Source organism: Enterobacter kobei (genome assembly GCF_001729765.1).
Taxonomy (GTDB): Bacteria; Pseudomonadota; Gammaproteobacteria; order Enterobacterales; family Enterobacteriaceae; genus Enterobacter; species Enterobacter kobei.
Genome location: NZ_CP017181.1, coordinates 3,174,321 through 3,200,929, shown reverse-complemented (window position 1 = coordinate 3,200,929; position 26,609 = coordinate 3,174,321). Strand labels below are relative to the sequence as shown.

Below are 26,609 nucleotides of genomic sequence, written 5' to 3'. Positions count from 1 at the left end.
GTTATTTTGTGAGGTAATTATGCCACGCACAGCAGACATACATGCCGCCTTTGTGGCGGCCATACAGCAAAACCCGAAGGGCTATCTCTGCCTGCATACAGACAAATTCATCGACGAACTGCAGGAGAGGCACTGGCATTTCAGCCAGGCAGATGCAAATTGATGGATCGAACGATATCAGCCTGACTTCGCCGACAAGACGACAAACGGAAGTGAGAACCGGACTGGATCCTGCGTAACATGAGGAGGGTTTTCTGATGGGGTTTCCTTCACCGGCAATGGATTATCAGGAACAGCGGTTAACCATAGATCTGTTATGCGGAATTGATGGGAACTGCAGGGTAATAGAAACATCCTGTGGTTGGGCAGTGATTAACATTGCTTTGAGGCCAGAGCAGGGAGATACGCTGCTGGTAAGAATGGATAACAGGAACGAGTTTGCAAAGCTATACGGGGCAGCATTGATAACTGAAGAGGGTGAAGCGATAGAAGGCGACGCGCTGGATGACGTGGAAGTTTTTGGCGTGCTAACGCATAGTCTTAACAGGGTAGGTAACGATGATTGCCCGACAATTTAAAGTAGGATTCAACCATCATTTCACCATAGTTTCGCCATCATAATTTTTCGGCAATAAAAAACCAGCCATAAGTGGCTGGTTTTCAATGTGATTTTGGTCGGCACGAGAGGATTTGAACCTCCGACCCCCGACACCCCATGACGGTGCGCTACCAGGCTGCGCTACGTGCCGACGCATAAAAAGATACTACTCGATTCCGTTTCGAATGCAAGAGAATCTGTCGCTAACTGGTTTATAATTAATCAGTTAGCGATAAAGCGCTTCTCATCCGTCAGGACCTGCAGCAACAGGCTCAGCTGCGGTTTCTGGTCCTTCAACCGTTCACCCTGTAGATTATACGTCTGGTAATTTCCGTTACTGTTCAGCACCAGCGTCAGCGTCGGTGTGGTCACCGCCAGCGTGTTACCGTCTGCTGATGTCACCCAATTATGGCGGCGCGCGGCGCTGAAAAGATCCTGCCCCTGCGAATACTCGTTTGCTGGCGTACTGACGTGCAGCAGGCGTTGCATCAGGGTCGTCATAACATCTTTATGTTCAGTGAGCATATTGATGCGCTGCGCCGGCGTTCCCGGCCAGTGGATCACCAGCGGTACATGCAGGTTCGGGCGTGACCAGCTCATGCTCTTCGTTTCGTCGCCGAGCGGTACACCATGGCCTGCGGTCACAATCACGACAGTGTTATCGAGCTTGCCTGATTCGCGTAGCGCGTCAAGAACGCGGCCGATCTGCGCGTCAACATTGCTGGCCGCACGGCTGTATCGGCGGGCAAAGCCAGTCTGGTTGCTGTCGTCAAGCGTGGTGCCGTTAAAGGCCACCCACGAGAACCAGCGGTTATCTTCCTGGGCGTAGCGCTGCAGCCAGTTTATCCACTGGTTTGCGGTCTGGGTATCAGACTGGCTCTGCGCAGCAGGCAGCGAGAAATCAGACAACAGCGCCTGGCGGTAGAGTGGGCTGTTAAAGCCATCGGATGAGAACAACCCTAACTGATAGCCTTGCTGATTCAGTCCGGTAATTAGCGCCGCAGGAATGCGCGCAGCCAGAACGCCATCCATGTATCCGGCAGAAATGCCATAGAACAGGCCAAAGATGCCCGCATCGGTAGTGTTCCCGGAACTCATATGCTGGGTGAACGAGACGTTTTGACTCGCGAAATCGGCCAGCGCAGGCATCTGCTTCTCGTAACGGGAATAGTTCAGACCATCGACGGTAATCAGCAGGACGTTTTGTCCGCGGCCCATATCGCGATAGCGCAGTTCACTCAGCGGATACTGAACGCTGACCGCTTCCGGATTACCCTGTTCGATCAGACGACGCTGATACTCCTGGGCATCTAACAGGCCGTGTTTCTCAAGGAAGCGACGGGCCGTCATTGGGTACGAGAGCGGCAGGTTGGCACGCTGCATCGTAATGGGGCGATAGAAGTTCGCATCCGCCCAGATGTACATGATGTGCGAACTGATAAATGAGATGAAAAAGAGTGCGGCGACGGGCTTCGCGTAGTGGCGGCGTCGGGTCAGGCTGCGGAGCTTTTGCCAGCTCCAGGTGGCGAACAACATCTCAATCAGCAGGATCACCGGGACGCTGATAAACATCAGCTGCCAGTCACGAGCCGTTTCGTTCTGGTCAGGGTTGATCACCAGTTCCCAGACGATAGGGTTAAGATGCAGGTGGAAACGGGTGAACACTTCACTGTCGATAAGCAGCAGCGTCATCCCTGCTGTGGCAAGGATTGCGGATAAGAACCGCATCAGACGCTGCGACATGACGATAAACGTCAGAGGAAACAGGATCAGCAGATAGGTGGCGAATACCAAAAAGCTAAAGTGACCGACAACGCTTATCCAGGAGTAGATACGCCCGGTTAGCGTGGTTGGCCAGTCTGCGACAAACAGATAACGACAGCCAATCACCGCCGCTAACAGAATGTTAAACAGGGCAAACCAGTGTCCCCAGCTGACCATCTGGGAGACTTTTTCACGGTAGCGCTGACGATTCGTCACCATAAACTGTTGTTCGTTTCCCTTAATGGGCCTGGTCGTTGCTGACGGATGACTGTAACGCCTGGGCGAAAGATTTTGCGATCGCCTGACGCTGAGCCGGAGCAACGCTGGTGTTGATAAGGTTGGTGACCATATTTCCCAAAACCATCAGGGAGAGATCGGTCGGCGTTTTATGTTTTTCCAGTACGTTGACCAGCTCACTGAGCAGTTGTTCAACGTGTTCATCACTGTAGCGGGAATGTTGTGGCATAAATCAAAATCAGTTTGTTGATGAAAGGGCAACATATTACCGTAGCAACAGCTTTTTTTCCCCTTTTTTATCTGTTGTTGCACACATGTCCTGGTGGTGGTTGAATACCGCCCGGTCTAAAAGGAGAGTTTATCATGAGTCTGGAAATCAACCAGATTGCCTTGCACCAGCTTATCAAGCGTGATGAGCAAACCCTTGAAGTGGTGCTACGCGATTCGTTACTGGAACCCACGGCGACCGTTGTGGAAATGATGGCTGAGTTGCATCGCGTCTACAGCGCCAAAAATAAAGCCTATGGTCTGTTCAGCGAAGAGAGTGAACTGGCTGATAGCCTGCGCCTGCAGCGTCAGGGGGAAGAGGATTTCCTGGCGTTTAGCCGCGCGGCCACCGGGCGTCTGCGCGACGAGCTGGCAAAATATCCGTTCGCCGACGGCGGCATCGTCCTGTTCTGCCACTATCGCTACCTGGCGGTAGAGTATCTGCTGGTTACCGTGCTGAATAACTTGAGCAGCATGCGCGTGAATGAGCAACTGGATATCAGCTCGACGCATTATCTGGATATCAACCATGCGGATATTGTGGCGCGGATTGATTTGACCGAGTGGGAAACCAACCCGGAATCGACCCGCTACCTGACCTTCCTGAAAGGGCGAGTGGGCCGCAAAGTGGCCGATTTCTTTATGGATTTCCTCGGCGCCAGCGAAGGACTTAACGCCAAAGCGCAGAACAAAGGGCTGTTGCAGGCGGTAGATGACTTTACGGCTGAGGCGCAGCTCGATAAATCAGAACGCCAGAACGTGCGTCAGCAGGTTTACAGCTACTGCAACGAACAGCTGCAGGCGGGGGAAGAGATTGAGCTGGAGTCGCTGTCAAAAGAGCTGGCGGGCGTTAGTGAAGTCAGCTTCCAGGCGTTCACCGCAGAGAAAGGCTATGAGCTTGAAGAAAGCTTCCCGGCGGATCGCAGTACGCTGCGTCAGTTAACCAAATTTGCCGGGAGCGGCGGTGGGTTAACCATCAACTTCGATGCCATGCTGCTGGGGGAACGTATCTTCTGGGATCCTGCCACCGATACGCTGACCATCAAAGGCACGCCGCCAAACCTGCGCGATCAGCTTCAGCGTCGCACCTCGGGCGGTAAATAATCGCCATAAAAAAACCCCGCCGAAGCGGGGTTTTTCTCGACAGGTTTGCGATTACGCGCGAACGAAGTCGATGTGAGTCAGTTTTGGCTTGAACGCGTGACGCTGAACAGCCTGAACTTTCACTTTTTCTTCTTTACCGCCAACAACGATGGTCAGAACTTCGCTGTAGAATTCAGCTTTGGTCTGCAGGTTCCATACTTTGTCGTGATCCAGTTCGATTGCAACTGGAGCAGCTTCGCCACCGTAAACGATAGCCGGGAACTTGTTAGCGGTACGCAGGCGGCGGCTCGCACCCTTACCCTGCACGTTACGTACTTCTGCTTCGATAGTGAACATTGATTTCTCTCTGTATTTAAAACCCTACTACAGGCGACCCAGCAGCAGGTGAGTGTTCTGCCCCACGGATGTGAAGCGGGCGGCATTTTATACTCAAACGCTGTCCACATCAATGAAAAGTCCTGCTAACCACGCAATTCATTTGCCCGACGATAGCGACCTTCATAGTCAAAGACCTTCTCACGTACCTGCCAGAACTGGCCTTTTTTGCGGGCGACAACAAAATCCGGATGGCGCAGCAGCGCCTGCTGATGCACGATATCCGCCACGGTGATCCAGCGCAGCGGCACGCCAGGCGTGCGGGTATGTGGGCGGATAAACAGTTGCTCAAATGCCGTGCGCTGGGCTGGCGTCTGTACCCGGAACCGCTCGCTGACGTCAGCGCCGTCCTCGTCGTAATAGGTAATTTTTAGCCACTCGCCTTTTTCATCCGCGCCCGGCTGTAAGGCCATGCCGGAACAGCGCAGCACCAGCGCATCTTTCAGCTTCAGCGCCGCTTTCAGCATGTCGTCCGGGTCGACCAGCACCGTGTCGCACTCACGGCAGCGGCGGGCGGCAATGTCATTTTCGGCGTTGCACTGTGGACAGTTTTTGAAACGAAAACGGAAATCGCACTGCTCGCGATGCCCTTCATCATCTTCAAACCAGCCCTGACAGCGGCGGCCAAAGTGTTCGATCAGCGTGCCGTCGGCGGTGGTTTTCCCCCAGAAGGTGTTGGCAAACCCGCAGGCTGGACAAAACACCTGTACCGGCACGTTGTCACTTTTGCCTTTTGGCGTGCCCACTTCGGGAGAGTAAAGATCGTGCGGGTTACCGGCGTAATCGAGGATCAGACAGTCAGTTTTGCCCGGTGCCAGGCGCAGACCACGACCGACAATCTGCTGATACAGGCTGACGGATTCCGTCGGGCGCAAAATCGCAATCAGGTCGACGTGCGGGGCGTCAAAACCGGTGGTTAACACGGAAACATTCACCAGATAGCGGAACTGCTGGGCTTTAAACGCCTCAATCAACCTGTCACGCTCAGGGCCGGGCGTTTCGCCGGTAATTAACGCGGCGTCGTCAGCGGGGAGCAGTCCGGTAATTTCTCGCGCGTGCTCGACTGTCGCGGCAAAGATCATCACCCCTTTGCGCGTCGCGGCAAACTCCTCAATCTGGCTGATGATATGCGGCGTTATGCGCTTTTGCTTATTCAACTCCTGGTTGAGATCCGCTTCGCTGAATAAGCCGTTGCTCTGCGCCTGTAACCGGCTGAAGTCGTACTGTACCACCGGCATATCCAGCCGCTCGGGCGGCGTCAGGTAGCCGTGTTTAATCATGTAGCGCAGCGGAAGTTCGTAGATACAGTCGCTGAACAGCGCTTTTTCATCGCCACGCACCATGCCGTGATAATGAAAGCGGTAAATCCAGCCTTTGCCCAGGCGAAACGGGGTTGCCGTCAGGCCCAGCAGGCGTAAGTGAGGGTTCACCTCTTTCAGGTGCGTGAGGATTTGCTGATACTGGCTGTCGTCGTCATCGCTGATGCGGTGACACTCGTCGACAATCAGCAGCGAAAATTCGCTGCGAAACAGATCCAGGTTGCGGGCGACCGACTGCACGCTGCCAAAGACAACCTTACCGTGGCTCTCTTTACGCTTGAGCCCGGCGGCGAAAATATCGGCCTCCAGCCCCAGCGCGCAATACTTGGCGTGGTTTTGCGCGACCAGCTCTTTGACGTGCGCCAGCACCAGCACGCGGCCACGCGCCAGGCGGGCCAGCTCGGCAATGACCAGGCTTTTGCCTGCGCCGGTCGGGAGGACAATCGCCGCCGGTTCCCGGTGTTTGCGAAACCAGGCGAGGGTGGCGTCAACGGCTTCCTGCTGATAGGGACGAAGTGTAAAAGTCATGGTGTCTCAGTTTCGTTAATCCGCATATAGTATGCCACGAAACTTTTTCCCTTGAGTGGCGCAACCAGACCATTATACTGAACCGTTCCTGACTGCTTCTTTTTCGGACGCACGGTCCGACTTCCAGCACCATTAAGGCTAAAAAGATTTCATGCGACTTGATAAGTTTATCGCTCAGCAACTCGGCGTAAGCCGCGCTATTGCCGGGCGCGAAATTCGCGCCAGCCGCGTTACCGTGGATGGCGACATTGTGAGAGACAGCGCTTTCAAACTTCAACCTGAGCATCAGGTTGAATACGACGGCAATCCGCTGACCCAGCAGAACGGCCCGCGCTACTTCATGCTCCACAAGCCGGAAGGCTACGTCTGCTCAACGGACGATCCCGATCACCCGACGGTACTCTATTTCCTCGACGAACCGGTGGCACATAAGCTGCATGCCGCGGGCCGCCTCGACATCGACACCACCGGGCTGGTGCTGATGACCGACGACGGGCAGTGGTCACACCGTATTACTTCCCCACGCCACCACTGCGAGAAAACCTATCTGGTCACGCTGGAGTCGCCGGTTGCGGATGACACGGCAGAGCAATTCGCGAAAGGCGTTCAGCTGCATAATGAAAAAGACCTGACTAAACCGGCGGTGCTGGACGTGATCACGCCGACGGAAGTCCGTCTTACCATCAGCGAAGGGCGTTACCATCAGGTTAAACGCATGTTTGCCGCAGTGGGTAACCGCGTTGTCGGTCTGCATCGCGAACGTATTGGCGCAATCGCGCTCGATCCCGACCTGGCGCCTGGCGAATATCGCCCGCTGACGGAAGAAGAGATCGCCAGCGTCGGTCTGCCTTCGCACTAATTTCAGGAGATTTCTGTGACCACCAGGCCACACTCGTCGTTCAAAATTGTCTTCATTCTTGGCCTGCTGGCCATGTTGATGCCGCTGTCTATTGATATGTATCTGCCCGCGCTGCCGGTCATTTCCGCGCAGTTTGGGGTACCGGCAGGCAGCGCACAGATGACGCTCAGCACCTATATTCTCGGCTTTGCTCTCGGCCAGTTATTGTACGGCCCGATGGCCGACAGCCTGGGGCGCAAACCGGTTATTCTGGGCGGAACGCTGGTCTTTGCCGGGGCGGCGGTGGCCTGCGCGCTGGCGCAAACCATCGATCATCTGATTTTCATGCGATTTTTGCACGGTCTGGCCGCTGCTGCAGCGAGTGTGGTGATCAACGCCCTGATGCGTGATATCTACCCGAAAGAAGAGTTCTCCCGCATGATGTCGTTTGTCATGCTGGTGACGACGATTGCGCCGCTGGTGGCTCCGATGGCCGGTGGGGCGGTTCTGGTGTGGTTTAGCTGGCATGCGATTTTCTGGATCCTGGCGCTGGCCGCACTGCTGGCCTCTGCAATGATTTTCTTCTTTATTGATGAAACGCTTCCTGCCGAGCACCGCCAGAAATTCCACATTCGCACCACAATAGGTAACTTTGCCTCGCTGTTTCGCCACAAGCGCGTGCTGAGCTATATGTTGGCAAGCGGGTTCAGCTTCGCCGGGATGTTCTCCTTCCTGAGCGCCGGGCCGTTTGTTTATATCGAGCTGAACCATGTTTCTCCGCAGCACTTCGGCTATTATTTTGCGCTCAATATCGTCTTCCTGTTTGTACTGACTATTATTAACAGCCGCTTTGTCCGGCGGGTCGGCGCGCTGAACATGTTCCGCGCCGGGCTGTGGATCCAGTTTGTGATGGCTGTCTGGCTGGTGGTCAGTGCATTCCTGGGCGTGGGCTTCTGGGCGCTGGTGATTGGCGTGGCGGCCTTTGTGGGCTGCGTGTCGATGATATCCTCAAATGCGATGGCGGTGATCCTCGATGAATTCCCGCATATGGCGGGAACTGCATCGTCACTGGCGGGGACGTTCCGCTTCGGCATTGGCGCCATCGTCGGGGCATTACTGTCTATGGCGACCTTCACCACGGCCTGGCCTATGCTATGGGCGATGGCGTTTTGCGCAACCAGCTCCGTCCTCTTCTGTCTTTATGCCAGCCGGCCACGGAAAGCGGCTCATTGATGAGCAGATAAGGCCCGACAGGGCCTTTTTTGTTGATACATATCAACCAAACCCGCGTTCGTTTATCCCGTGTTTGTTTATTTTATGTAAAATCTATTTATGTAAAAAGTCACATCATTGTATTCAAAAAGGTTGAGTTAGATCGCAGAAACGGGTACATATAGCGCCGACGCGAACCTCTATACCGATAAAAAAGCGCTGAATAGTGCAGGTTAGCGATGATGTGTTACTATAAATGTAAATAAATTGTGAAGTAAATTTTGCTTCCGGGGAACGAACGTGAATACATTACAACTCTCCATTGTCCATCGCTTGCCCCAGAGCTATCGCTGGTCGGCGGGTTTTGCAGGTTCGAAAGTTGAACCGATTCCGCAAAACGGCGCGGGCAGTGACAATTGCCTCGTGGCGCTCAAACTGTTGAGCCCAAGCCACGAAAATGCGTGGCGGGTGATGGAGCGTCTCAGTCAGGCCCTGACGGATATCGAAGTGGACAGCTCCGTACTGGAGTGCGAAGGTGAGCCGTGCCTGTTTGTTAAAAGCCAGGATGAATTTGCCGCCACCTGCCGTCTGAAAAACTTTGGTGTTGCGATTGCTGAGCCTTTTTCCGGCCAGTACCCGTTCTGAGCGCTAGTCTGCTGCCAGCAGCTGGCGCGTGTAGCTCTGCGTTGGCGCAGTAAATACGCGCTGGCATTCCCCCTGTTCGACCACCTCACCCTGTCGCAAAACAATCACCTGATGGCATAGCGCCCGCACCACCTGCAGATCGTGGCTGATGAAGATATAGGCCAGCCGATGCTTTTCCTGTAGCCCTTTCAGCAATGCCAGAATCTGCGCCTGGACGGTTCTGTCCAGAGAGGAGGTGGGTTCATCCAGAATAATCAGCTCCGGTTTCAGGATCAGCGCACGGGCGATGGCGATACGCTGGCGCTGCCCGCCGGAAAATTCCGCCGGATAACGGTGACGGGTATCGGGATCTAAGCCCACTTCGGCCATCGCCTGTATGACCTCCTGCTCACGCTGCTGCGCGTTCAGGCCGGGCTGGTGAACGCGCAAACCCTCTTCGACAATTTGCAACACGCTGAGGCGCGGGTTAAGCGAGGAGTTGGGATCCTGAAACACCACCTGCATACGCGGGCGCACCGGCAGCATCTGGCGGCGGTTCCAGCGGTGCAGCGGCATGTCGTCAAAAAGGATCTCGCCCTGAGAGGCAATTAAGCGCAGCAGTGCCAGACCGGTGGTGCTTTTACCCGAACCGGATTCACCCACCAGCCCCAGGGATTCACCGGGACGCAGCGAGAAGCGGATATTTTTCAGGACCGGGTTTGGGTCGACGATACGCCGCAGAATGCCTTTGCGGATCGGGAAGGAGACGGACAAATCCTCAACGCGCAGCAGCGGAGTGCTGTCCGCCGTGAGCGGAACCGGGTCGCCGGAAGGTTCGCTGTTGAGCAGACGTTGCGTATAAGGGTGCTGTGGCGCGTTTAGCAGCGTGGATGCGCTATTCTGTTCAACGCCTCGGCCGTTTTGCATGACCGCGACGCTGTCCGCCAGCTTTTTCACAATACTCAGGTTGTGCGTGATAAACAGCAGGCTCATGTTCAGCTCGTCGCGCAGCTCCCGCAGCAGCGTCAATATTTGCGCCTGCACCGTCACGTCCAGCGCCGTCGTCGGCTCGTCGGCAATTAACAGTTCGGGCCGGGTGAGCAGAGCCATGGCAATCATCACTCGCTGGCGTTCACCGCCGGAGAGCTGATGCGGAAAATCATTCAGCCGTTTGGCCGCATTGCGTATGCCCGTCCGTTCAAGACAATCCAGTATTTCCCCCCGCGCAGCCTCTTTGCGCATGCCCCGGTGCAGAGACAAGACTTCATAGAGCTGTTTCTCCAGGGTATGCAGGGGGTTGAGAGAGACCATGGGCTCCTGGAAGATCATGGCAATTTTATTGCCGCGAATACCGCGCAGGGTATGTTCGTCGGCATGAAGCAGTGAACTGCCGTGAAAAAAAATATCCCCCTGCGGATAGCTCGCCGGTGGTGAAGGCAGCAGCCGCAGGATAGAGAGCGCTGAAACACTCTTACCCGAACCGGATTCCCCCACCAGGGCCAGCGTTTCACCGCGCTGGATCTGCAGCGACAAATCGGTGACCACGGTGCGCGTCTCACCCTGTTTCGAGAAAGCAATCGACAGGTTATCAATACTGAGAAGAGGCTGGGTCATCTTATACCGCCTTATTGGGGTCAAAGGCATCGCGCACGGCTTCGCCAATAAAAATCAGCAGCGAAAGCAGCACGGCCACGGAAAGAAAGGCGGTGACGCCTAACCACGGTGCCTGAAGGTTATTCTTGCCCTGCAGCAGCAGTTCGCCGAGCGACGGTGAGTCCAACGGCAGGCCAAAGCCCAGAAAATCCAGCGAGGTGAGGGTGGTAATGGAGCTGCACAGAATAAACGGCAGGAAGGTGAGCGTGGCCACGACGGCATTAGGCAGCATATGGCGGAAGATGATCCCCCGGTCGCTCACCCCAAGCGCCTGCGCGGCGCGAATATAGTCGAAATTACGGGTACGCAGGAACTCCGCCCGCACGACACCCACCAGCGCCATCCAGCCGAACAGAACGGTGATGCCGAGCAGCCACCAGAAGTTCGGCTGTACCACGCTGGACAGCAGGATGATCAAAAATAGCGTTGGCATACCGGACCAGACTTCGATGATACGCTGGCCCCACAGGTCAATTTTCCCGCCGTAGTAGCCCTGAACGGCACCCGCCACCACGCCCATCACGCTGGAGAAGATTGTCAGCATCAGCCCAAAGAGAATTGAAATCCGTGTGCCATAGAGAATGCGTGCCAGCACATCACCACCGTTAGCGTCCGTCCCCAGCCAGTTTTGCGTCGAGGGTGGGGAAGGGAAGGGGGTCGTGGTGGCAAAGTTTATGCTGTTCGCACCAAAACGCACCGGCGCCCAGAGGGCCCAGCCGTGCTGCTCAATCTGCTGGCGCAGCCACGGATCCTGATACTCCGCCGGTGTTGCAAACGGGCCACCAAAGTCGCTTTCACTGTAGTTAGCCAGCACCGGCACATACCAGCGGTCGTTAAAATGCACCAGCAGCGGTTTGTCGTTGGCGATAAGTTCCGAACACATGCTCAGGACAAACACGACGACAAAAATCCACAGCGACCAGTAGCCGCGACGGTTGTGGCGAAAACGGGCCCAGCGGGCCTGGTTGACGGGGCTTAAACGCGGCATCAGCGGCCCTCAAAATCAATTCGGGGATCGACCAGCGTATAGCTGATATCGCTGACGATATTCAGCAGCAGGCCAATCAGGGTGAAAATATAGAGTGTGCCAAACATCACCGGATAATCACGCGACACGGTGGCCTCATAGCCCAGCAGCCCCAGACCGTTGAGCGAGAACATCACCTCTATCAACAGTGAGCCGGTAAAAAACATACTGATGAACGTGGCGGGAAATCCGGCAATCACCAGCAGCATGGCGTTGCGGAAGACGTGTTTCCACATAATCTGCTTCTCGCTGACCCCTTTGGCGCGGGCCGTGACAACATACTGCTTGCGGATTTCATCGAGAAACGCGTTTTTGGTCAGCATGGTCAGAGCGGCAAACCCACCGATCACCGTTGCCAGAACCGGCAGCGTGATATGCCAGAGATAGTCGGTGATTTTCTGATACCACGGCAGCGTGCTGAAATCGGCGGAGACTAAACCTCGTAGCGGGAAGATGTCGAAATAGCTGCCCCCGGCAAAGAAGACGATCAGCAGGACGGCAAACAGGAACGCCGGGATGGCATAGCCGATGATGATGAAGGTGCTGCTCCAGATATCGAAGCGGCTGCCGCTGTAAACCGCTTTACGGATCCCGAGCGGGATAGAGACCAGGTAGATAATCAGCGTTCCCCACAGCCCCAGCGTGACCGAAACCGGCAGGCTTTGCTTGATCAACGTTAACACTGACGCACTGCGAAACAGGCTATCGCCAAAATCAAAGCGGATATAATCCCAGAGCATCTTGAAATAGCGCTCGTGAATGGGCTTATCGAAGCCGTAGCGGTGGGTGATCTCGGCGATCACCTCAGGATCAAGCCCGCGCCCGCCGCGATAGTGGCTTTCACTGATATTCCCCACGCCGGTACGCGCATGGCTCGCGCCCATGCCTTCTCCGCCGCCGCCGGGCATGCCGCCGTTGTTACCAAACTCAATAGTAGCAATCGCCTGATCGACCGGGCCGCCGGGGGCGATTTGCACGATAAAAAAGTTAATGGTGATGATGGCCCACAGCGTGGGAATGACCAGCAGCAGACGGCGAATCAGATAGGCACCCATGATGATTCCTTATCGCCGCTCAGCGGGCAGTCTGGCGGCTTTATTAACGTCATACCACCAGGTGTCAAAGCCCAGCGAGTAGACAGGGCGCACGGCAGGTACGGAGAATTTATCCCAGCGTGCCAGACGGTCTTCGCCCATATACCACATGGGCAGCATGTAGTAGTTCCAGGTTAAGACCCTGTCGAGGGCACGGCCGAGCGGCAGGAGTTTTTCTTTATCGCCCTGCGCCGCCACAATTTTCGCAATCAGCGCATCAATCGCCGGGCTTTTTACGCCTGGCGCATTGTATGAGGAGTCGATGTAGCTGGAAGCCCAGGAAATTTGCAGGTCCGAGCTCGGCCACGGCTGGGCGGGCCACAGACGCTGCATCATGTCGTAATCACGGCTGCGCATGCGGTTGGTGATCTGTGCGTTATCAACCTGGCGAATGTTCATGGTAATCCCCAGTCGCTCCAGGTTGTGCTTAAACGGCAGTACCCACTGATCGTTGCCCCCGGATGAGAGCAGCAGCTCAAAGCTGAGAGGCTTACCCGTTTTGGCATCCACGCGCTTTTGATTTTTAAGGTGCCAGCCCGCCTCATCCAGCAGCTTGCTGGCCTTCAGCAGGTTGTCGCGGTCGTAGCCGTCACCGTTTGAGGCCGGGGGCTGAAAGACCGTGGTAAACACCTCCGGCGGCACTTCCGCCTTCAGCGGGGCCAGCAGAACCAGTTCGTCGGCTTTCGGATAATCACGCGCGGCATATTCCGTATTCTGGAAATAGCTGTTCGCACGGCTGTAAGCCCCGTAAAACAGCGCTTTGTTCATCCATTCAAAATCAAAGGCCAGGGAAATCGCTTCCCGAACGCGGCGGTCAGCGAATACCGGACGCTGAATATTAAACGCCAGCCAGCGCGTGTCCTGGGCGGATTCGTTTTTATGCTCGTCTTTAACGATATAGCCTTTCGCGAAATTCTTGCCGATATAACGGGTCGCCCAGTTTTTCGCGCTGCTCTCCACGCGTAAATCGAAGGCGCCCGCTTTGAACGCTTCAAATGCGACATTATCGTCAAGGTAGTAATCATAGCGAAGGGTATCGAAATTCCAGCGCCCACGGTTTACCGGCAGGTTTGCCGCCCAGTAATCTTTCACCCGGGAATAGACCACGTACTGCCCCATGCGCCAGTCGGTGATGCGGTAGGGGCCGCCGGCCAGCGGCGGCGTGGAGAGCGGGTCGCTGAGCTTATGATTTTTCCAGAACGATTCAGGCATAACCGGCAGCGAAAACAGGCTGAGCATATTCTCTTTATTCGGCTCGCTCAGCTCGATGCGCACGGTCAGGGGGGCAATGGCGCGCACCGTTGCGCCTTTATACACAATGCGGAACTGGGGTACGCCTTCGGTCATAAATTTATGAAACGTAAAGGCCACGTCGCTGGCCTTAACCGGCGAGCCATCGTGAAAACGGGCCCGGGGGTTGAGCGAAATTTCGGCCCAGGAGAAGTTATCCGCATAGCGGACATTATCAGCAATCAGCGGATAGTAGCTGCCGGGTTCATCATCGGAGGTCACAAAAAGCGTATCGTAAAGGGATTCCGTTCGCGCCGCCGCGACGCCACGCAGGGCGAAGCGGTTAAAGTTGTCAAATGTTCCCGTGGCGGAGAGCGTGACCTTTCCGCCTTTGGGGGCGGCAGGATTGACGTAATCGAAGTGCGTAAAATTGACCGCGTACTTTGGCTCGCCAATCACGGCGAACGCGATGTTTTCTTTGATGGTTTGCGCCTGGCTCGACAGGCTTGCTAATACCAACAAAAGCAACATGAAGCGCATAAACATCTCGCGGCGGCTCCCTTTTTTACAGACCGGCTCAGTTAAGCTGAATAATAAGTGACGTCACGGGCAATGTGAAATTATTCGGCCTGAGACGACACCTTATTTTGCCAGGTGCGGAACTGTTCCAGCGGCATAGGACGGCTAATCCAGTATCCCTGCAGGAAGTGGACGCCATGCTCACGCAGCCAGGCTGCCTGTTCCGGCGTTTCCACCCCTTCCGCAACGGTTAACATATTCAGCTTTCTTGCCAGCGTCAGCACAGCATCCAGCACCGGAGAGGTGACGGTTTCGGTGCCAATTGCGTTGACAAACCCACGGTCGATTTTCAGGTAGTCCATGGTGAAATGTTCAAGATAGATCAGCGCACTGTGGCCTGTACCGAAATCATCAATGGCGATTTCGAATCCTTCGTTATGTAGCCATTCGAAGAGGCTGCTGGCTTCCCGATGGTTAAGCATGTCGCGCTCGGTGATCTCCAGCACGATCTGGAAGTAATCTGGCGGCAGTAAGCTTTTGAAGGTGCGCATATCATCTTTGAAGCTTTCCGCATGCAGATGCCCCGGCGCGATATTGATCCCCAGCTTTGCGCCCGGCGGCAGCACGGTTTGTAACACCGGCGCATCGCGAATGATGAGGTCAAACAAATGCAGCGTCAGCGGGACAATCAGCTTTTGCGCTTCGGCAAAATTGATAAAGGCGTCCGGTGGGATCTCACCCATGGTCGGGTGTTTCCAGCGCATCAGCACTTCAACGCCCCGCATCTGAAGTGCATCCGTATCCACCACTGGCTGATAAACCACATAAAACTGACCGCGCTTGATGGCGCTCAGAATTTCTTTGCCCGGGTTGAGACGCAGGGTGAGGATGTAGAAGTTAAGCGATCCTGCCGCAATCCCGCATAACAGGCCGAAGAACAGGGCGAAGAGGATCTCGTCGCTCGTCCACTCCCTGGCGTACAGTTTGATGGTGAGAGGGACCTCTGTGAGCGTCGCGGTGCGCGCGGGCGTTTGATGTAAATCACTCGCCCTGACGAGGGTGCTTGAGGAGGTGGATAGTGCATTGTCGCCGATGATAATCGCGATGCCGGCAAACTCTTCCTGGCGCGCGGTATAAAGCAGGTACGGCGTCAGGTTGAGATTCACCGAGGTGAATACGCCGCCGTCCTTCACTAACGGATTACGATACCAGATGGCAATGGCGGGTCTGTTGGGCAGCATGGGCGTGCCGGGCAGCAGCGCGATATCAATCTGCTTGTTGATGTGCAGTTCGGGTATCAGCTCCTCCATCGGCGTATTCATCGGCCCTGTGGCTGACGAGCAGAACGCCATTTTGTTTCTGACCAGCAGAAAGGCGCGCACGTTGATGCTGAAGGCCGCGCGCGAGGTAAGCTCCGCGTTAACGTCCTGGCAATTATTCAGCGTGAGCGGCTGGAGTACGTCGATCGAGGTTTTCAGCTCCTCGAAATAGTTCTCCATGTAGATGCTCACATCCTTAATTAGCGTATCGAATCGGATTTCCCGCTTGTGGTAGCTCCAGAAAAATTGCAATGAGCCCAGGAGGATAGCCGCGATCAGGCCGGTAATAATGCTGAAGAACAGTATCTTGCGATGACTGGCGAAGTAGCGGGTGAGCATAAACGTCGTGATTCCTGAATTGCCGCTGATTATATTCAGTGTAACGGGCAAAAAAAAGCACCGCCTAAGCAGTGCTTTTTTTTATTATATCGCCAGCCAAGGGATAACCAGCGATACAATCATGATATTAACTGCGTGTCAGTACGCGGCGCGCTTCGTTGTAGCGCTTCTTCCAGTACGGTTCGTTCATGCTGGAGATGGTGACGCCGCTGCTGGTGGAGGCATGTACAAACTGGTCATTACCAATGTAGATGCCAACGTGTCGACCTGTTGAACCAGCACGGAACAGAACTAAGTCACCGGTGCGCAGTTTGGTGCGGGAAATTGACTTGCCCATCTCCTGCTGTTCGTAGGTCGAACGCGGAAGATCTAATCCAAATTGCTCACGGAACGTACGTTGTACAAAACTGGAACAGTCAATACCTTTTTTAGTATTGCCGCCAAGACGATAACGCACGCCTTTCCAGTCAGCATACTGGTCCATAATACGGGACTTCACGTCCAGATTACGTACCATATTTTCAAATTCATCCTGAGAAGCTTGCAGTGAAGAGGAATCTTCCGTTCCCACAACACGCGTCTCAGGATGCATATTCTTTGCGGTGTTCGATGTACTACATGCAGATAACAGTACCGCGACTGCTATCGCCGGGATCCCCCGTAAGATATATCTCAGAAACGGTTGAGATTTGACCATTTTGTTTATTTTCCCTTGAAGTCCTTAACGACAAATATCGTTATAAAAATGCCAAACGTGACGAGACTAATTATCTGTACACAATGAGACAATTGTTTCTGATGACATTTGTGGCACAGCGCACAAAATTATTCACCATCGAAATAATTATCCCTATGGGGCAAAACGAGTTCGAGATTAACCGATTGCCTGGGGTATTGCGAGTAAAAAAACCGTTTTTTTTATAAGAAATTGTGATACAGAAAGTAAAAATGGGCAATTGCTCAAAATAGCGGCAGATCCGCAGCGTTATCGCGCAATTGCTTCATTTTTATCATGAATACGATGACGAGAATATGACAGCGTGAAAGGATCGGGGGACGTGATCTATCAGGGATCGCAATGATCCCTGACGGTTAACGTTAAAAAACGGTAGTTATTTGTTTAATACTTGTTGCTTTCGGCGCGGGAGATAGCGATCAAAAACGGCAATCAGGCGATCGCTCAAGGGGGTCATCAGCACCCACGGCAGACCAATCAGCACTGCTGAAAGAGAACCCACGACAATATCCGTCAGCCAGTGAGCGCCAATCATCACGCGCGGGAAGGCAAATATCACCACAATAAGCAGGGCAATAGTGAATGCCTTCTTGCCGAAATAGCGCAGCATGAAACCCGAAAAAATAAGCAGCATCATGCCGTGATCGCCCGGAAAACTGTCTTTCGACGCATCTTTCGTTGGAATATGCAGCAATTCGCTGACGCGGTAAATATTCGGGAAAGAGAGCGACGGGCTGGCGCGTTTTACCGGCATCAGATGTTGCGCCAGCTGATTAATAACCACCGCAGCCAGAAGCATCACCAGACCGATAATCAGGATACGGCGACGCCCTGTGCCATCCTCTTTGAGCCAGAAAGAGAGCATCAGACCACCCATCGCCAGCAAGGAAATGCCGTCGAAGGCGCGGTTGTTGGTGATTGCCACCAGCCACAGGAACGCATCGCTCTTCACCAGCGCCTGGTTGAAGAAATGAAACAGGCCTGAATCCAGCGGGAACCAGAAACCGTGATTCGCCGGGATATACCAGGAGAAAAAGAGCGCCAGACCGGCGACATTAAGCAGTAATATCAGGGGAAATCGAGTTGTCATAACGTTCAGCATAGAGTGAAAACTGGGGCAACGTTAGCCGCCTGAACTTAAACGAAGCTTCAACAGGCTGGACTGCAGGGCATTCCAGTCGGCGTTAACCGCACTAATTAACTCTATTCGGCTATCCGGCGGCGCGACGTTTTGCGTTTCGATAAAGAAATCCTCGCCCTGGCGGTTGATCCGCACCAGCCCGTCTGGCGTGCGCATAATGCCTTTTACGCGATCAACCGGCGCAAGTCTGGCCCACTCAAGGATGCCTATGGTGTCGAAAACCGTATCGGCATCGAAAATCCATCCGCAGGCCTGATATCCCTGGCCGCTGTTCAGATTACGTCGCCAGCGCTGGTGCTCTGGCAGGCTAAGCGCCGCCAGTCCCTGTTTAACGGGATGGTGATGAGCATGCTCTGCGCTGGTCGGGAGTTCCGCCAGATTCTGGCGAGGCAGGTCGAGCAGGGCGCTATCGATTTTTCCCTGGGTGGTCTGCACGCGGGTACGATTGCCGCCGAAATGTTGCCACCACGCCTCCAGCGCGGCCTGGCTTTCCGCCGTGGCGCGATCTTCTTTATTAGCGACAATAACGTCCGCCGAGGCGAGCTGATCGCGGAAGTTCTCATTGGCCACCGCTTTTTCATCAAGCAGCAGACGCGGGTCGAGCAGGCACAGGGTGGCGCGCAGATCGATCCACGGTTCGTAGACCGGTGCGGTCAGCAAATCGAGGATCTGCTTCGGATGGCCCAGACCGGTAGGCTCAATCAGCAGGCGGTCCGGTTTACCCTGACGCAGCAGCGTATTGAGCCCGACCTGCATCGGCAGGCCATTGACGCAGCACATGCACCCGCCGGGGATCTCTTTAATCATTGCGCCACTCTCTGACAGCAGCGCACCATCAATGCCCACTTCGCCAAATTCATTGACCAGTACGGCCCATTTTTCTGCAGGATCTTTATTCGCCAGCAGATGGAGAATTGAGGTGGTTTTACCGCTGCCGAGAAAACCGGTGATGAGGTTCGTTTTGGTCACATGCACTCCAGTCGAGAATTGTGATGCTATAACACTATTCTCTTATCCTGGCGAAAAACGTACCCAATGAGAAGGGGAAGGGCGAACGGAGGCGACGTCCGTTCGCGTTAAGCGCAATAATCGTTAAATATTTAACGTTTCTATAACAGCCTGACGGGCGCCGCGGCGGGTGATGCGCGCGTATGCCTCGCTTACCGCCTCAACAAATACGCTATTCTGGGGGAGATCGTGGCCAAAGACCTCGCTCAGCCCCAGCAGCGCGTTAACGCGGTCAGCGTCGCGGCTGGCCCCGACAATCGCGCGAATTTTATCGCTGAGGGGATCGCGAACATCAATCGCGTTGCCGCGTTCGTCGGTACCGCTGACGTACCGTATCCAGCCGGCAACGCCCAGTGCCAGAAGAGGCCAGTCGGTATTTCGCTCAAGGTGGATGCGGATGCCATCCAGCATCCGTTGCGGCAGTTTCTGGCTACCGTCCATCGCAATCTGCCAGGTCCGGTGTTGCAGCGCCGGGTTGGCGAAGCGCGCAATCAGGCTGTCGGCATAGGCGGTCAGGTCCACATCCTTTATACGCAGCGTAGGCGCCTGCTCCTCCAGCATTAACCGCCGGGCGGCTTCACGGAAGGCGGCATCCTCCATACATTCATTAATATGCGCGTACCCGGCGAGGTATCCCAGATACGCCAGGAAAGAGTGGCTGCCGTTGAGCATGCGTAATTTCATCTGTTCCCACGGCAGAACGTCCTGCACCATCTGGACACCTGCCACTTCCCACTCCGGACGCCCGGCAACAAAATTATCTTCCACCACCCACTGAATAAACGGCTCGCAGCTGATGGCACACGGATCGTCGACGCCGAGCGCATCGGCGATTTCTGCAAGCGAGGCCTCCGTCGCCGCGGGAACAATTCTGTCGACCATCGTGCCCGGAAAACTCACGTGGCCTTCGATCCACTCCGCCAGCGCCGGGGAACGTTTCTGCGCCATGCCAAGCACGGCATTTTTCACCACGTGGCCATTGTCAGGAATATTGTCACAGGAAAGCACGGTAAACGCTGGCAAACCTCGCTCGCGGCGGCGATGTAGCGCCTCGACCAGGATCCCAGGCGCAGAATGCGGTTCGGCGGGGTTGTCCAGGTCGTGCTGGATCCGCGCGTTTTGTCGATCCAGCTTACCGGTCGCGGGATCGATGCAGTAGCCTTTCTCGGTGATGGTGAGCGATACAATCGCCACCTGGGGCTCACAAAATTTCTCAATAATGGCGGACAGGGAATCAAGCTTTGCATTCAGGCATTCATGAACGGCGCCGACAATGATTGGCTGATTTCCTTCAGCACCTTTCTCCAGCACGGTAAACAGATGATCCTGCCCGCGTAGCTGGCCCATCAGCACATCGCCGCTAAAGAGGCTAATTTCACAAATCCCCCAGTCGCCGCCTTTTTCATTCAACACCCGGTTTGTTAACAGCGCCTGGTGCGCGCGGTGAAATGCGCCAAAGCCAAAATGGACGATCCGGGAGCGTAATTGCTTGCGATCGTAGCGAGGTTGCTGAACATGGGCAGGAAGCGAGGTGGAGGCAATTGTCTTCATGAAATACACACCTGATTAACCATTAATTAACAATGCCAGTGTAAAGTTATATGACAGTAAATAAAATTGGTGAGCCGTAAATATCCCCGTTCTGTGAGTTAGATCAATCAACGTGTGGCGGTATGTTGACCCTGTACGCTAAACATGTATGGTAGTCGTCATTGCGGTAACACATATTGGTATAACAACTTTAGAGGGTGAGGCAATGGAACAAACCTGGCGTTGGTACGGGCCGAACGATCCGGTTTCTCTTGATGATGTGCGTCAGGCTGGCGCAACGGGTGTCGTGACGGCGCTGCATCACATTCCTAACGGCCAGGTCTGGCCGGTTGAGGAAATTCAACAGCGCCAGGCGCTGCTGGCGGAGAAGGGATTAACCTGGTCTGTCGTGGAGAGCATTCCGGTCCACGAAGATATCAAAACCCATTCCGGGGATTACCAGACCTGGATTGCGAACTACCAGCAGAGCATTCGCAACCTGGCGGCCTGCGGCATTGATACGGTTTGCTATAACTTCATGCCTATTCTGGACTGGACGCGGACCGATCTGGAATACCCGATGCCGGACGGCTCAAAAGCGCTGCGTTTCGACCAGATTGCCTTTGCGGCATTTGAGCTGCACATCCTGAAACGCCCTGGCGCCGACGCGGATTACACCGCTGAAGAGCAGCAGCAGGCGCTTCAATGGTTTAATGACGCGAGTGCAGCGGATATTGAAAAGCTGACCCGCAACATCATTGCGGGCCTGCCGGGCGCAGAAGAGGGATACACGCTGGACCAGTTCCGCGCGCGTCTGGCGGAATACGGCGATATTGATAAGAACCAGCTGCGTGAAAACATGGCTTATTTCCTGCGCGCTATCGTACCGGTTGCGGAAGAAGTCGGCGTGCGTCTGGCCGTGCATCCGGACGATCCACCGCGTCCTATCCTCGGTCTGCCGCGCATCGTTTCCACTATTGAAGATATGCAGTGGCTGAAAGAGACGGTCAACAGCATCTATAACGGCTTTACCATGTGTACGGGTTCCTACGGTGTTCGCGCGGATAACGACCTGGTGCAGATGATTGAAGCCTTTGGCGATCGCATTCACTTCACGCATTTGCGCGCAACCTGCCGGGAGGATAATCCTAAGACCTTCCACGAAGCCGCGCACCTGGGCGGAGACGTCAATATGGTCGCGGTGGTCGATGCCATCCTGGCAGAAGAGGCGCGTCGTAAGCAGGCTGGCGATGTCCGTCCTATTCCGTTCCGCCCGGACCACGGGCACCAGATGCTGGACGATCTGCGCAAGAAAACCAACCCAGGCTATTCGGCGATAGGCCGACTGAAAGGGATGGCGGAAGTGCGCGGCGTTGAGCTGGCGCTGAAGATGACGAAGTATCCGGAGCTTCTGTAACCGGAATTGCCGGGTGGCGGCTTCGCCTTACCCGGCCTACAGAAACAAAAAACCAGCTTCAGAGCTGGTTTCGTAGGCCCGGTAAGCGTAGCGCCACCGGGCGAAAAGCACGATACGCTATCAGTCAGCGCGACCCATATAGCGTTTTTCTTCGATATGGATGCGGATTTTCTCGCCTGCGGAGAGGTATTCCGGCACCTGCACAACCAGACCGGTGGTCAGAGTGGCAGGTTTGTTGCGGGCACTTGCGGATGCGCCCTTGATGCCAGGTGCCGTCTCAACGATTTCCAGATCGACGGTCTGAGGCAGTTCCAGCGCCAGCAGCACGCCATCCCATGTCAGAACCTGCATGTCAGGCATACCGCCTTCAGGGATGAACAGCAGCTCTTCTTCAATCTGATCTTTGGTGAAGATATACGGGGTGTAATCTTCTTTATCCATGAACACGTACTCGTTGCCGTCGACGTAAGAGAAATCAACATAGCGACGGGTCAGGGTCACGGTATCGACAATATCGTCACCTTTAAAGCGCTCTTCCACTTTCAGGCCGGTACGCACATCGGCAAAACGCATTTTGTACAGCGTGGCAGCACCACGGGCGCTGGGAGCCTGAATGTCGATGTCTTTCACAATCAGCAGTTTGCCGTTGTAATTCAGTACCATACCTTTCTTAATTTCGTTCGCTCTTGGCATTGCAATAATCCTGTTTACGGGAGGTAAAAAATATCGCGCCAAATTACTCGTGCGCGGCCTTTCAGGCAAGCGGAATTCGTGGCTTTTGCTATCAACGCACAAAAGGTGTTACTGTGCGCCCGATGCCCGACTGCACGGGCTTCGTCACTGAGAGAGCATGTATGGATTGTCGTCCAGATTGCGGCGCGTGCTGTACCGCTCCGTCCATTTCAAGCCCGATACCCGGAATGCCGGAGGGCAAGCCCGCTAATACCCGCTGTGTTCAGCTCTCTGAATCCAACCTGTGTATGATCTTTGGTTCGCCCCTGCGCCCGAAGGTCTGCTCCGGGCTACAGCCTGGGGTCGAGATGTGCGGCAGTTCGCGTGCGCAGGCGATGCTCTATCTGCTTGAGCTGGAAGCGCTCACCGCGCCTTAAACGTCTTTGATTCTCGCCAGACAGCCAATGGTCAGCGTACACATCACCAGCGCAATCCAGAACACCGTGTGGTAGTTCCAGATCTCAGCAACGACCCCGGCCATGGAGCCTGCTATAATCCAGCCCACGCGCGTGGTATTAGTATAAAGGGTGGTCGCTGAGCCTGCCTGGCCCGGCATCAGATCCTGGAAGTAGAGCATGCCAATCCCCGCCAGAATCCCGATATAGATGGCGTTCAGCAGCTGTAAAGCCAGCAGCAGCCCCGGCGTATGGACCGTCAGCATACCAACGTAGAACAGCAGCCCGGCGACGGCCGCGATGCGCATCAAAAAACGTTTTCCGAAACGCTTCGCGTAATAGCCCGCTATCAGCATGGTCGGGATCTCCAGACCGGCAGCGGTGCCCATCATTATGCCGGCCAGTTTCTCCGGCAGATGCAGTTCATCAATAATAAACAGCGGCATGTTAATGATATACAGGCTGTTGGTGCCCCACATTAGCGTGCAGATAATAAACAGCAGCAGGGCATCGCGACGATTACGGCGCGGGGCCTCCAGGACGCCTGTCGCCACTTTGGGCTCTTTGCGCATTGACGGCAGAAAGCACCACACCATCGCACCGCACGCCACAAACGCGACCGCCGCGCTCAGGTACATCACCGTAAAGCCAAACCCCATCGCCAGCGCGTAAGCCAGCGGCGGGCCAATCACCCACGCCAGCGACACCTGAGCACGCAGGACCGAGCTGAACATCACCGCTTCACGCCCGGTATGGTCGGCATGCTCGCGGGCGAGGGCAAACAGCTGCGGGTTGGCGGTTGAGCCAAAGCTGCTCAGAAAAACCCCCACGAACAACAAAATGAAGTAGCTACGGTTCCAGGCAAACAAAACGCAGGCCAGGACGCCCATCAGGCAGCAGAAAACGATCAGGCTTTTACGATCGCCTTTTCGGTCGGAACGGCCCGCCAGGAACTGGCTTACCAGGATGCCGATAATGGCGCTCCCGGTAAAAAAGAAGCCAACCATCGCAGGACGGGCGTGAACCTCGTTGGTCAGGAATAAGCTCAGCGTTGGGGTTTGCAACGCGCCAGCAATGCCCGTGAAGAAGGCAACAATCAGGAACGCCGTTGACGTCAAATCGAAGGGCTTCGGCGAGGTGGCCGCAGGGGTGTTATGCATGTTTTATAATTAGCGAGTAACAGAGAGGGGCGGAGTTTACGCCGTTAGCTAAAAAATAAACAGTGGACGAGGTCAATGATGCCACGAAAAATCAAAATGGCATTTCAACTTCTCACCCTGCTGGCTGAACTTAGCTGAAACTGATTTGCTGAACTTCAGCAAAATTCAGCTGAATGCGGAAGAAATGTGCTGCATCTCTAAATTCTGAGATCGGAAATACGACTTTTCTTGCAAGACATTGCAGAAAGCGCAAGACTTTTTGAAACGTTTCAGCGCTATCTTGTTTTAACAAACGGAGCAGGCTAGCGTATTTTTTCTCATGTAAGCTGAAACGATTCACTTTCAGCAGGAGAGGAGAACCATGTTCCAGTTATCTGTTCAGGATATTCACCCGGGCGCTCAGGCCGGGGATAAAGAAGAGGCTATTCGTCAGGTTGCCGCTGCCCTTGTGCAGGCAGGCAACGTCGCGGACGGCTACGTAAACGGTATGCTGGCGCGCGAGCAGCAGACCTCCACCTTCCTCGGTAATGGGATTGCCATTCCGCACGGTACAACAGACACCCGCGACCAGGTGCTGAAAACCGGCGTGAAGGTTTATCAGTTCCCGCAGGGCGTGCTCTGGGGCGAAGGTCAGGTAGCGTATGTGGCTATCGGCATTGCGGCCAGCAGCGACGAACATTTGGGTCTGCTGCGTCAGCTAACGCATGTCCTGAGTGATGACGCCGTGGCGGAACAGCTGAAGTCTGCGACAACCGCTGAAGAGCTGCGTGCCTTGCTGATGGGTGAAAAACAGAGTGAAGCGCTGAAACTGGATAATGACACGCTGACGCTGGATGTAGTGGCTTCGGATCTGGTCACGCTGCAGGCGCTGAATGCGGGTCGTCTTAAAGAAGCCGGGGCGGCTGATGCCACCTTCGTGACGCGCGTGATTAACGACAAACCGTTGAATCTTGGCCAGGGTATCTGGCTGAACGACAGTGCTGAAGGCAACCTGCGCAGTGCTATCGCGGTGAGCCGTGCAGCCACAGCGTTTGACGTTGAGGGTGAGCCTGCCGCCATGCTGGTCACCGTGACGATGAACGATGAGCAGCCAGTGTCGGTGCTGAAGCGTCTGGGCGATCTGCTGCTGAATAATAAAGCTGAAAAATTGCTGAACGCGGATGCTGCCACCGTGCTGGCTCTGCTGACCAGTGATGATGCGCTGACGGATGACCTGCTGACCGCTGAGTTCGTGGTACGTAACGAACACGGCCTGCACGCCCGTCCAGGCACCATGCTGGTGAATACCATTAAACAATTCGAAAGTGAGATCACCGTGGCTAACCTTGATGGCACGGGCAAACCGGCCAACGGCCGTAGTCTGATGAAAGTGGTCGCGCTGGGCGTGAAGAAAGGTCACCGTCTGCGTTTCACCGCGCAGGGTGCTGATGCTGAACAGGCGCTGAAAGCGATTGGCGACGCCATCGGGGCAGGTCTGGGGGAGGGCGCATAATGAGCAGACGTGTTGCGACTATTACGCTGAACCCGGCATATGACCTGGTGGGGTTTTGCCCGGAGATTGAGCGCGGCGAAGTAAACCTCGTGCGTACCACTGGCCTGCATGCTGCGGGCAAAGGGATTAACGTCGCGAAAGTGCTCAAGGATCTCGGTATCGATGTCACCGTGGGTGGATTCCTCGGTAAAGATAACCAGGACGGTTTCCAGCAGCTGTTCAGCGAGCTGGGCATTGCTAACCGCTTCCAGGTCGTTCAGGGCCGTACCCGTATCAACGTCAAGCTGACGGAGAAAGACGGTGAAGTGACCGACCTGAACTTCTCTGGCTTCGAAGTCACCCCGTCAGACTGGGAGCGCTTTGTTAACGACTCCCTCACCTGGCTCGGTCAGTTCGACATGGTGTGCGTCAGCGGCAGCCTGCCGTCCGGCGTGAGCCCGGAAGCGTTTACCGACTGGATGACGCGCCTGCGTAGCCAGTGCCCATGCATTATTTTCGACAGCAGCCGTGACGCACTGGTTGCGGGTCTGAAAGCGTCTCCATGGCTGGTGAAGCCGAATCGCCGCGAACTGGAGATTTGGGCTGGCCGTAAGCTGCCAGAATTAAAAGATGTGATTGATGCAGCCCATGCGCTGCGTGAGCAGGGTATCGCTCACGTCGTGATCTCGCTGGGTGCAGAAGGCGCGTTGTGGGTTAACGCTTCTGGCGAATGGATTGCCAAACCGCCGTCAATGGAAGTTGTGAGTACCGTTGGCGCTGGGGATTCGATGGTTGGCGGCCTGATTTACGGCCTGCTGATGCGTGAATCCAGTGAACATACGTTACGTCTTGCCACCGCCGTTGCAGCCCTGGCCGTGAGCCAGAGCAATGTCGGTATTACCGATCGTACCCAGTTAGCCGCGATGATGGCGCGCGTTGACTTAAAACCTTTTAACTAACAGCAGGAGAGGA

Annotated in this window: 24 protein-coding genes, 1 tRNA gene and 1 pseudogene; 10 read left to right on the top strand and 16 right to left on the bottom strand. The window is 55.1% G+C overall.

From position 1 onward, the window contains the following. Positions 1-19 precede the first annotated feature (19 nt). A pseudogene (locus BFV64_RS15370) lies at positions 20-258 on the top strand (hypothetical protein). After that, a complete protein-coding gene (locus BFV64_RS15365) occupies positions 258-578 on the top strand; it encodes a hypothetical protein (RefSeq protein ID WP_069602251.1) in 321 nt (106 codons plus the stop codon). The pseudogene BFV64_RS15370 and the gene BFV64_RS15365 overlap by 1 nt, the downstream one beginning before the upstream one ends. 94 nt (positions 579-672) lie before the next feature. On the opposite strand, the gene BFV64_RS15360 is transcribed toward BFV64_RS15365, so the two are convergent. The 3 genes from BFV64_RS15360 to BFV64_RS15350 all read right to left on the bottom strand — a co-directional run bounded on the left by BFV64_RS15360 (position 673) and on the right by BFV64_RS15350 (position 2,828). Then, a tRNA-Pro gene (locus BFV64_RS15360) sits at positions 673-749 on the bottom strand. A gap of 71 nt (positions 750-820) precedes the next feature. Further along, positions 821-2,581 (bottom strand): LPS biosynthesis-modulating metalloenzyme YejM, encoded by a 1,761-nt coding sequence (gene yejM, locus BFV64_RS15355; protein WP_045268963.1) that lies wholly within the window; start codon positions 2,579-2,581, stop codon positions 821-823. 19 nt (positions 2,582-2,600) lie between these two features. Beyond that, on the bottom strand, positions 2,601-2,828 hold the full coding sequence (locus tag BFV64_RS15350; RefSeq protein WP_014884596.1) for a YejL family protein: 228 nt from the start codon (positions 2,826-2,828) through the stop codon (positions 2,601-2,603). A gap of 134 nt (positions 2,829-2,962) precedes the next feature. Between BFV64_RS15350 and yejK the strand changes: the two genes are divergently transcribed. Further along, a complete protein-coding gene (gene yejK, locus BFV64_RS15345) occupies positions 2,963-3,970 on the top strand; it encodes a nucleoid-associated protein YejK (RefSeq protein ID WP_014884595.1) in 1,008 nt (335 codons plus the stop codon). Positions 3,971-4,021: 51 nt separating this feature from the next. Here yejK and rplY read toward each other — a convergent pair whose 3' ends face one another. Together rplY and radD are read right to left on the bottom strand one after the other, a co-directional pair. Beyond that, the gene (gene rplY, locus BFV64_RS15340; RefSeq protein WP_014884594.1) at positions 4,022-4,306 is read right to left on the bottom strand and encodes a 50S ribosomal protein L25; all 285 of its coding nucleotides are present in this window, start codon (positions 4,304-4,306) and stop codon (positions 4,022-4,024) included. Between the two features lie 125 nt (positions 4,307-4,431). Beyond that, positions 4,432-6,192: a DNA repair helicase RadD gene (gene radD / locus BFV64_RS15335; RefSeq protein WP_014884593.1), complete on the bottom strand. Its 1,761-nt coding sequence runs from the start codon at positions 6,190-6,192 to the stop codon at positions 4,432-4,434. A 151-nt stretch (positions 6,193-6,343) separates the two neighbouring features. Between radD and rsuA the strand changes: the two genes are divergently transcribed. The 3 genes from rsuA (at position 6,344) to BFV64_RS15320 (ending at position 8,887) form a co-directional block, all read left to right on the top strand. After that, positions 6,344-7,051: a 16S rRNA pseudouridine(516) synthase RsuA gene (gene rsuA / locus BFV64_RS15330; protein ID WP_014884592.1), complete on the top strand. Its 708-nt coding sequence runs from the start codon at positions 6,344-6,346 to the stop codon at positions 7,049-7,051. A 15-nt stretch (positions 7,052-7,066) separates the two neighbouring features. Further along, positions 7,067-8,263, top strand: coding sequence for a Bcr/CflA family multidrug efflux MFS transporter (locus BFV64_RS15325; RefSeq protein WP_014884591.1), 1,197 nt, complete (start codon positions 7,067-7,069; stop codon positions 8,261-8,263). A gap of 279 nt (positions 8,264-8,542) precedes the next feature. Beyond that, the gene (locus BFV64_RS15320; protein ID WP_069602250.1) at positions 8,543-8,887 is read left to right on the top strand and encodes a YejG family protein; all 345 of its coding nucleotides are present in this window, start codon (positions 8,543-8,545) and stop codon (positions 8,885-8,887) included. A gap of 3 nt (positions 8,888-8,890) precedes the next feature. Here BFV64_RS15320 and yejF read toward each other — a convergent pair whose 3' ends face one another. The 9 genes from yejF to BFV64_RS15275 all read right to left on the bottom strand — a co-directional run bounded on the left by yejF (position 8,891) and on the right by BFV64_RS15275 (position 20,483). Then, positions 8,891-10,480: a microcin C ABC transporter ATP-binding protein YejF gene (yejF, locus tag BFV64_RS15315; RefSeq protein ID WP_069602249.1), complete on the bottom strand. Its 1,590-nt coding sequence runs from the start codon at positions 10,478-10,480 to the stop codon at positions 8,891-8,893. Between the two features lies 1 nt (position 10,481). After that, positions 10,482-11,507, bottom strand: a complete 1,026-nt coding sequence (locus tag BFV64_RS15310; RefSeq protein WP_069602248.1) for an ABC transporter permease — start codon at positions 11,505-11,507, stop codon at positions 10,482-10,484. Continuing rightward, entirely contained in the window at positions 11,507-12,601 is a 1,095-nt protein-coding gene (locus BFV64_RS15305; protein ID WP_063614253.1) for a microcin C ABC transporter permease YejB, read from the bottom strand. Before BFV64_RS15305 ends, BFV64_RS15310 begins: the two co-directional genes overlap by 1 nt. 9 nt (positions 12,602-12,610) lie before the next feature. Next, positions 12,611-14,416: an extracellular solute-binding protein gene (locus tag BFV64_RS15300; protein ID WP_063614255.1), complete on the bottom strand. Its 1,806-nt coding sequence runs from the start codon at positions 14,414-14,416 to the stop codon at positions 12,611-12,613. 74 nt (positions 14,417-14,490) lie between these two features. Beyond that, the gene (locus BFV64_RS15295) at positions 14,491-16,047 is read right to left on the bottom strand and encodes a cyclic di-GMP phosphodiesterase (RefSeq protein ID WP_058691092.1); all 1,557 of its coding nucleotides are present in this window, start codon (positions 16,045-16,047) and stop codon (positions 14,491-14,493) included. 127 nt (positions 16,048-16,174) lie between these two features. Then, positions 16,175-16,744: a bifunctional murein DD-endopeptidase/murein LD-carboxypeptidase gene (mepS, locus tag BFV64_RS15290; protein ID WP_014884584.1), complete on the bottom strand. Its 570-nt coding sequence runs from the start codon at positions 16,742-16,744 to the stop codon at positions 16,175-16,177. Positions 16,745-17,159: 415 nt separating this feature from the next. Continuing rightward, entirely contained in the window at positions 17,160-17,873 is a 714-nt protein-coding gene (locus tag BFV64_RS15285; protein WP_014884583.1) for a phosphatase PAP2 family protein, read from the bottom strand. Positions 17,874-17,906: 33 nt separating this feature from the next. Further along, on the bottom strand, positions 17,907-18,893 hold the full coding sequence (locus BFV64_RS15280; protein ID WP_048997186.1) for a CobW family GTP-binding protein: 987 nt from the start codon (positions 18,891-18,893) through the stop codon (positions 17,907-17,909). Between the two features lie 123 nt (positions 18,894-19,016). Continuing rightward, complete coding sequence (locus BFV64_RS15275; protein WP_048997185.1) at positions 19,017-20,483, bottom strand: mannitol dehydrogenase family protein; 1,467 nt, start codon at positions 20,481-20,483, stop codon at positions 19,017-19,019. Between the two features lie 205 nt (positions 20,484-20,688). On the opposite strand from BFV64_RS15275, the gene uxuA reads away from it, so the two are divergent. Next, positions 20,689-21,879, top strand: coding sequence for a mannonate dehydratase (gene uxuA / locus BFV64_RS15270; protein WP_014884580.1), 1,191 nt, complete (start codon positions 20,689-20,691; stop codon positions 21,877-21,879). A gap of 120 nt (positions 21,880-21,999) precedes the next feature. On the opposite strand, the gene yeiP is transcribed toward uxuA, so the two are convergent. Continuing rightward, entirely contained in the window at positions 22,000-22,572 is a 573-nt protein-coding gene (yeiP, locus tag BFV64_RS15265) for an elongation factor P-like protein YeiP (protein ID WP_014884579.1), read from the bottom strand. Between the two features lie 161 nt (positions 22,573-22,733). On the opposite strand from yeiP, the gene BFV64_RS15260 reads away from it, so the two are divergent. Beyond that, positions 22,734-22,988, top strand: coding sequence for a YkgJ family cysteine cluster protein (locus tag BFV64_RS15260; protein ID WP_023330932.1), 255 nt, complete (start codon positions 22,734-22,736; stop codon positions 22,986-22,988). On the opposite strand, the gene setB is transcribed toward BFV64_RS15260, so the two are convergent. Then, complete coding sequence (gene setB, locus BFV64_RS15255) at positions 22,985-24,166, bottom strand: sugar efflux transporter SetB (protein ID WP_047027536.1); 1,182 nt, start codon at positions 24,164-24,166, stop codon at positions 22,985-22,987. The two genes, BFV64_RS15260 and setB, sit on opposite strands and share 4 nt — an antisense overlap. Positions 24,167-24,527: 361 nt before the next feature. Between setB and fruB the strand changes: the two genes are divergently transcribed. Beyond that, complete coding sequence (gene fruB / locus BFV64_RS15245) at positions 24,528-25,658, top strand: fused PTS fructose transporter subunit IIA/HPr protein (RefSeq protein ID WP_069602247.1); 1,131 nt, start codon at positions 24,528-24,530, stop codon at positions 25,656-25,658. Then, on the top strand, positions 25,658-26,596 hold the full coding sequence (gene fruK, locus BFV64_RS15240) for a 1-phosphofructokinase (protein ID WP_008500936.1): 939 nt from the start codon (positions 25,658-25,660) through the stop codon (positions 26,594-26,596). Before fruB ends, fruK begins: the two co-directional genes overlap by 1 nt. Positions 26,597-26,609: the final 13 nt, after the last annotated feature.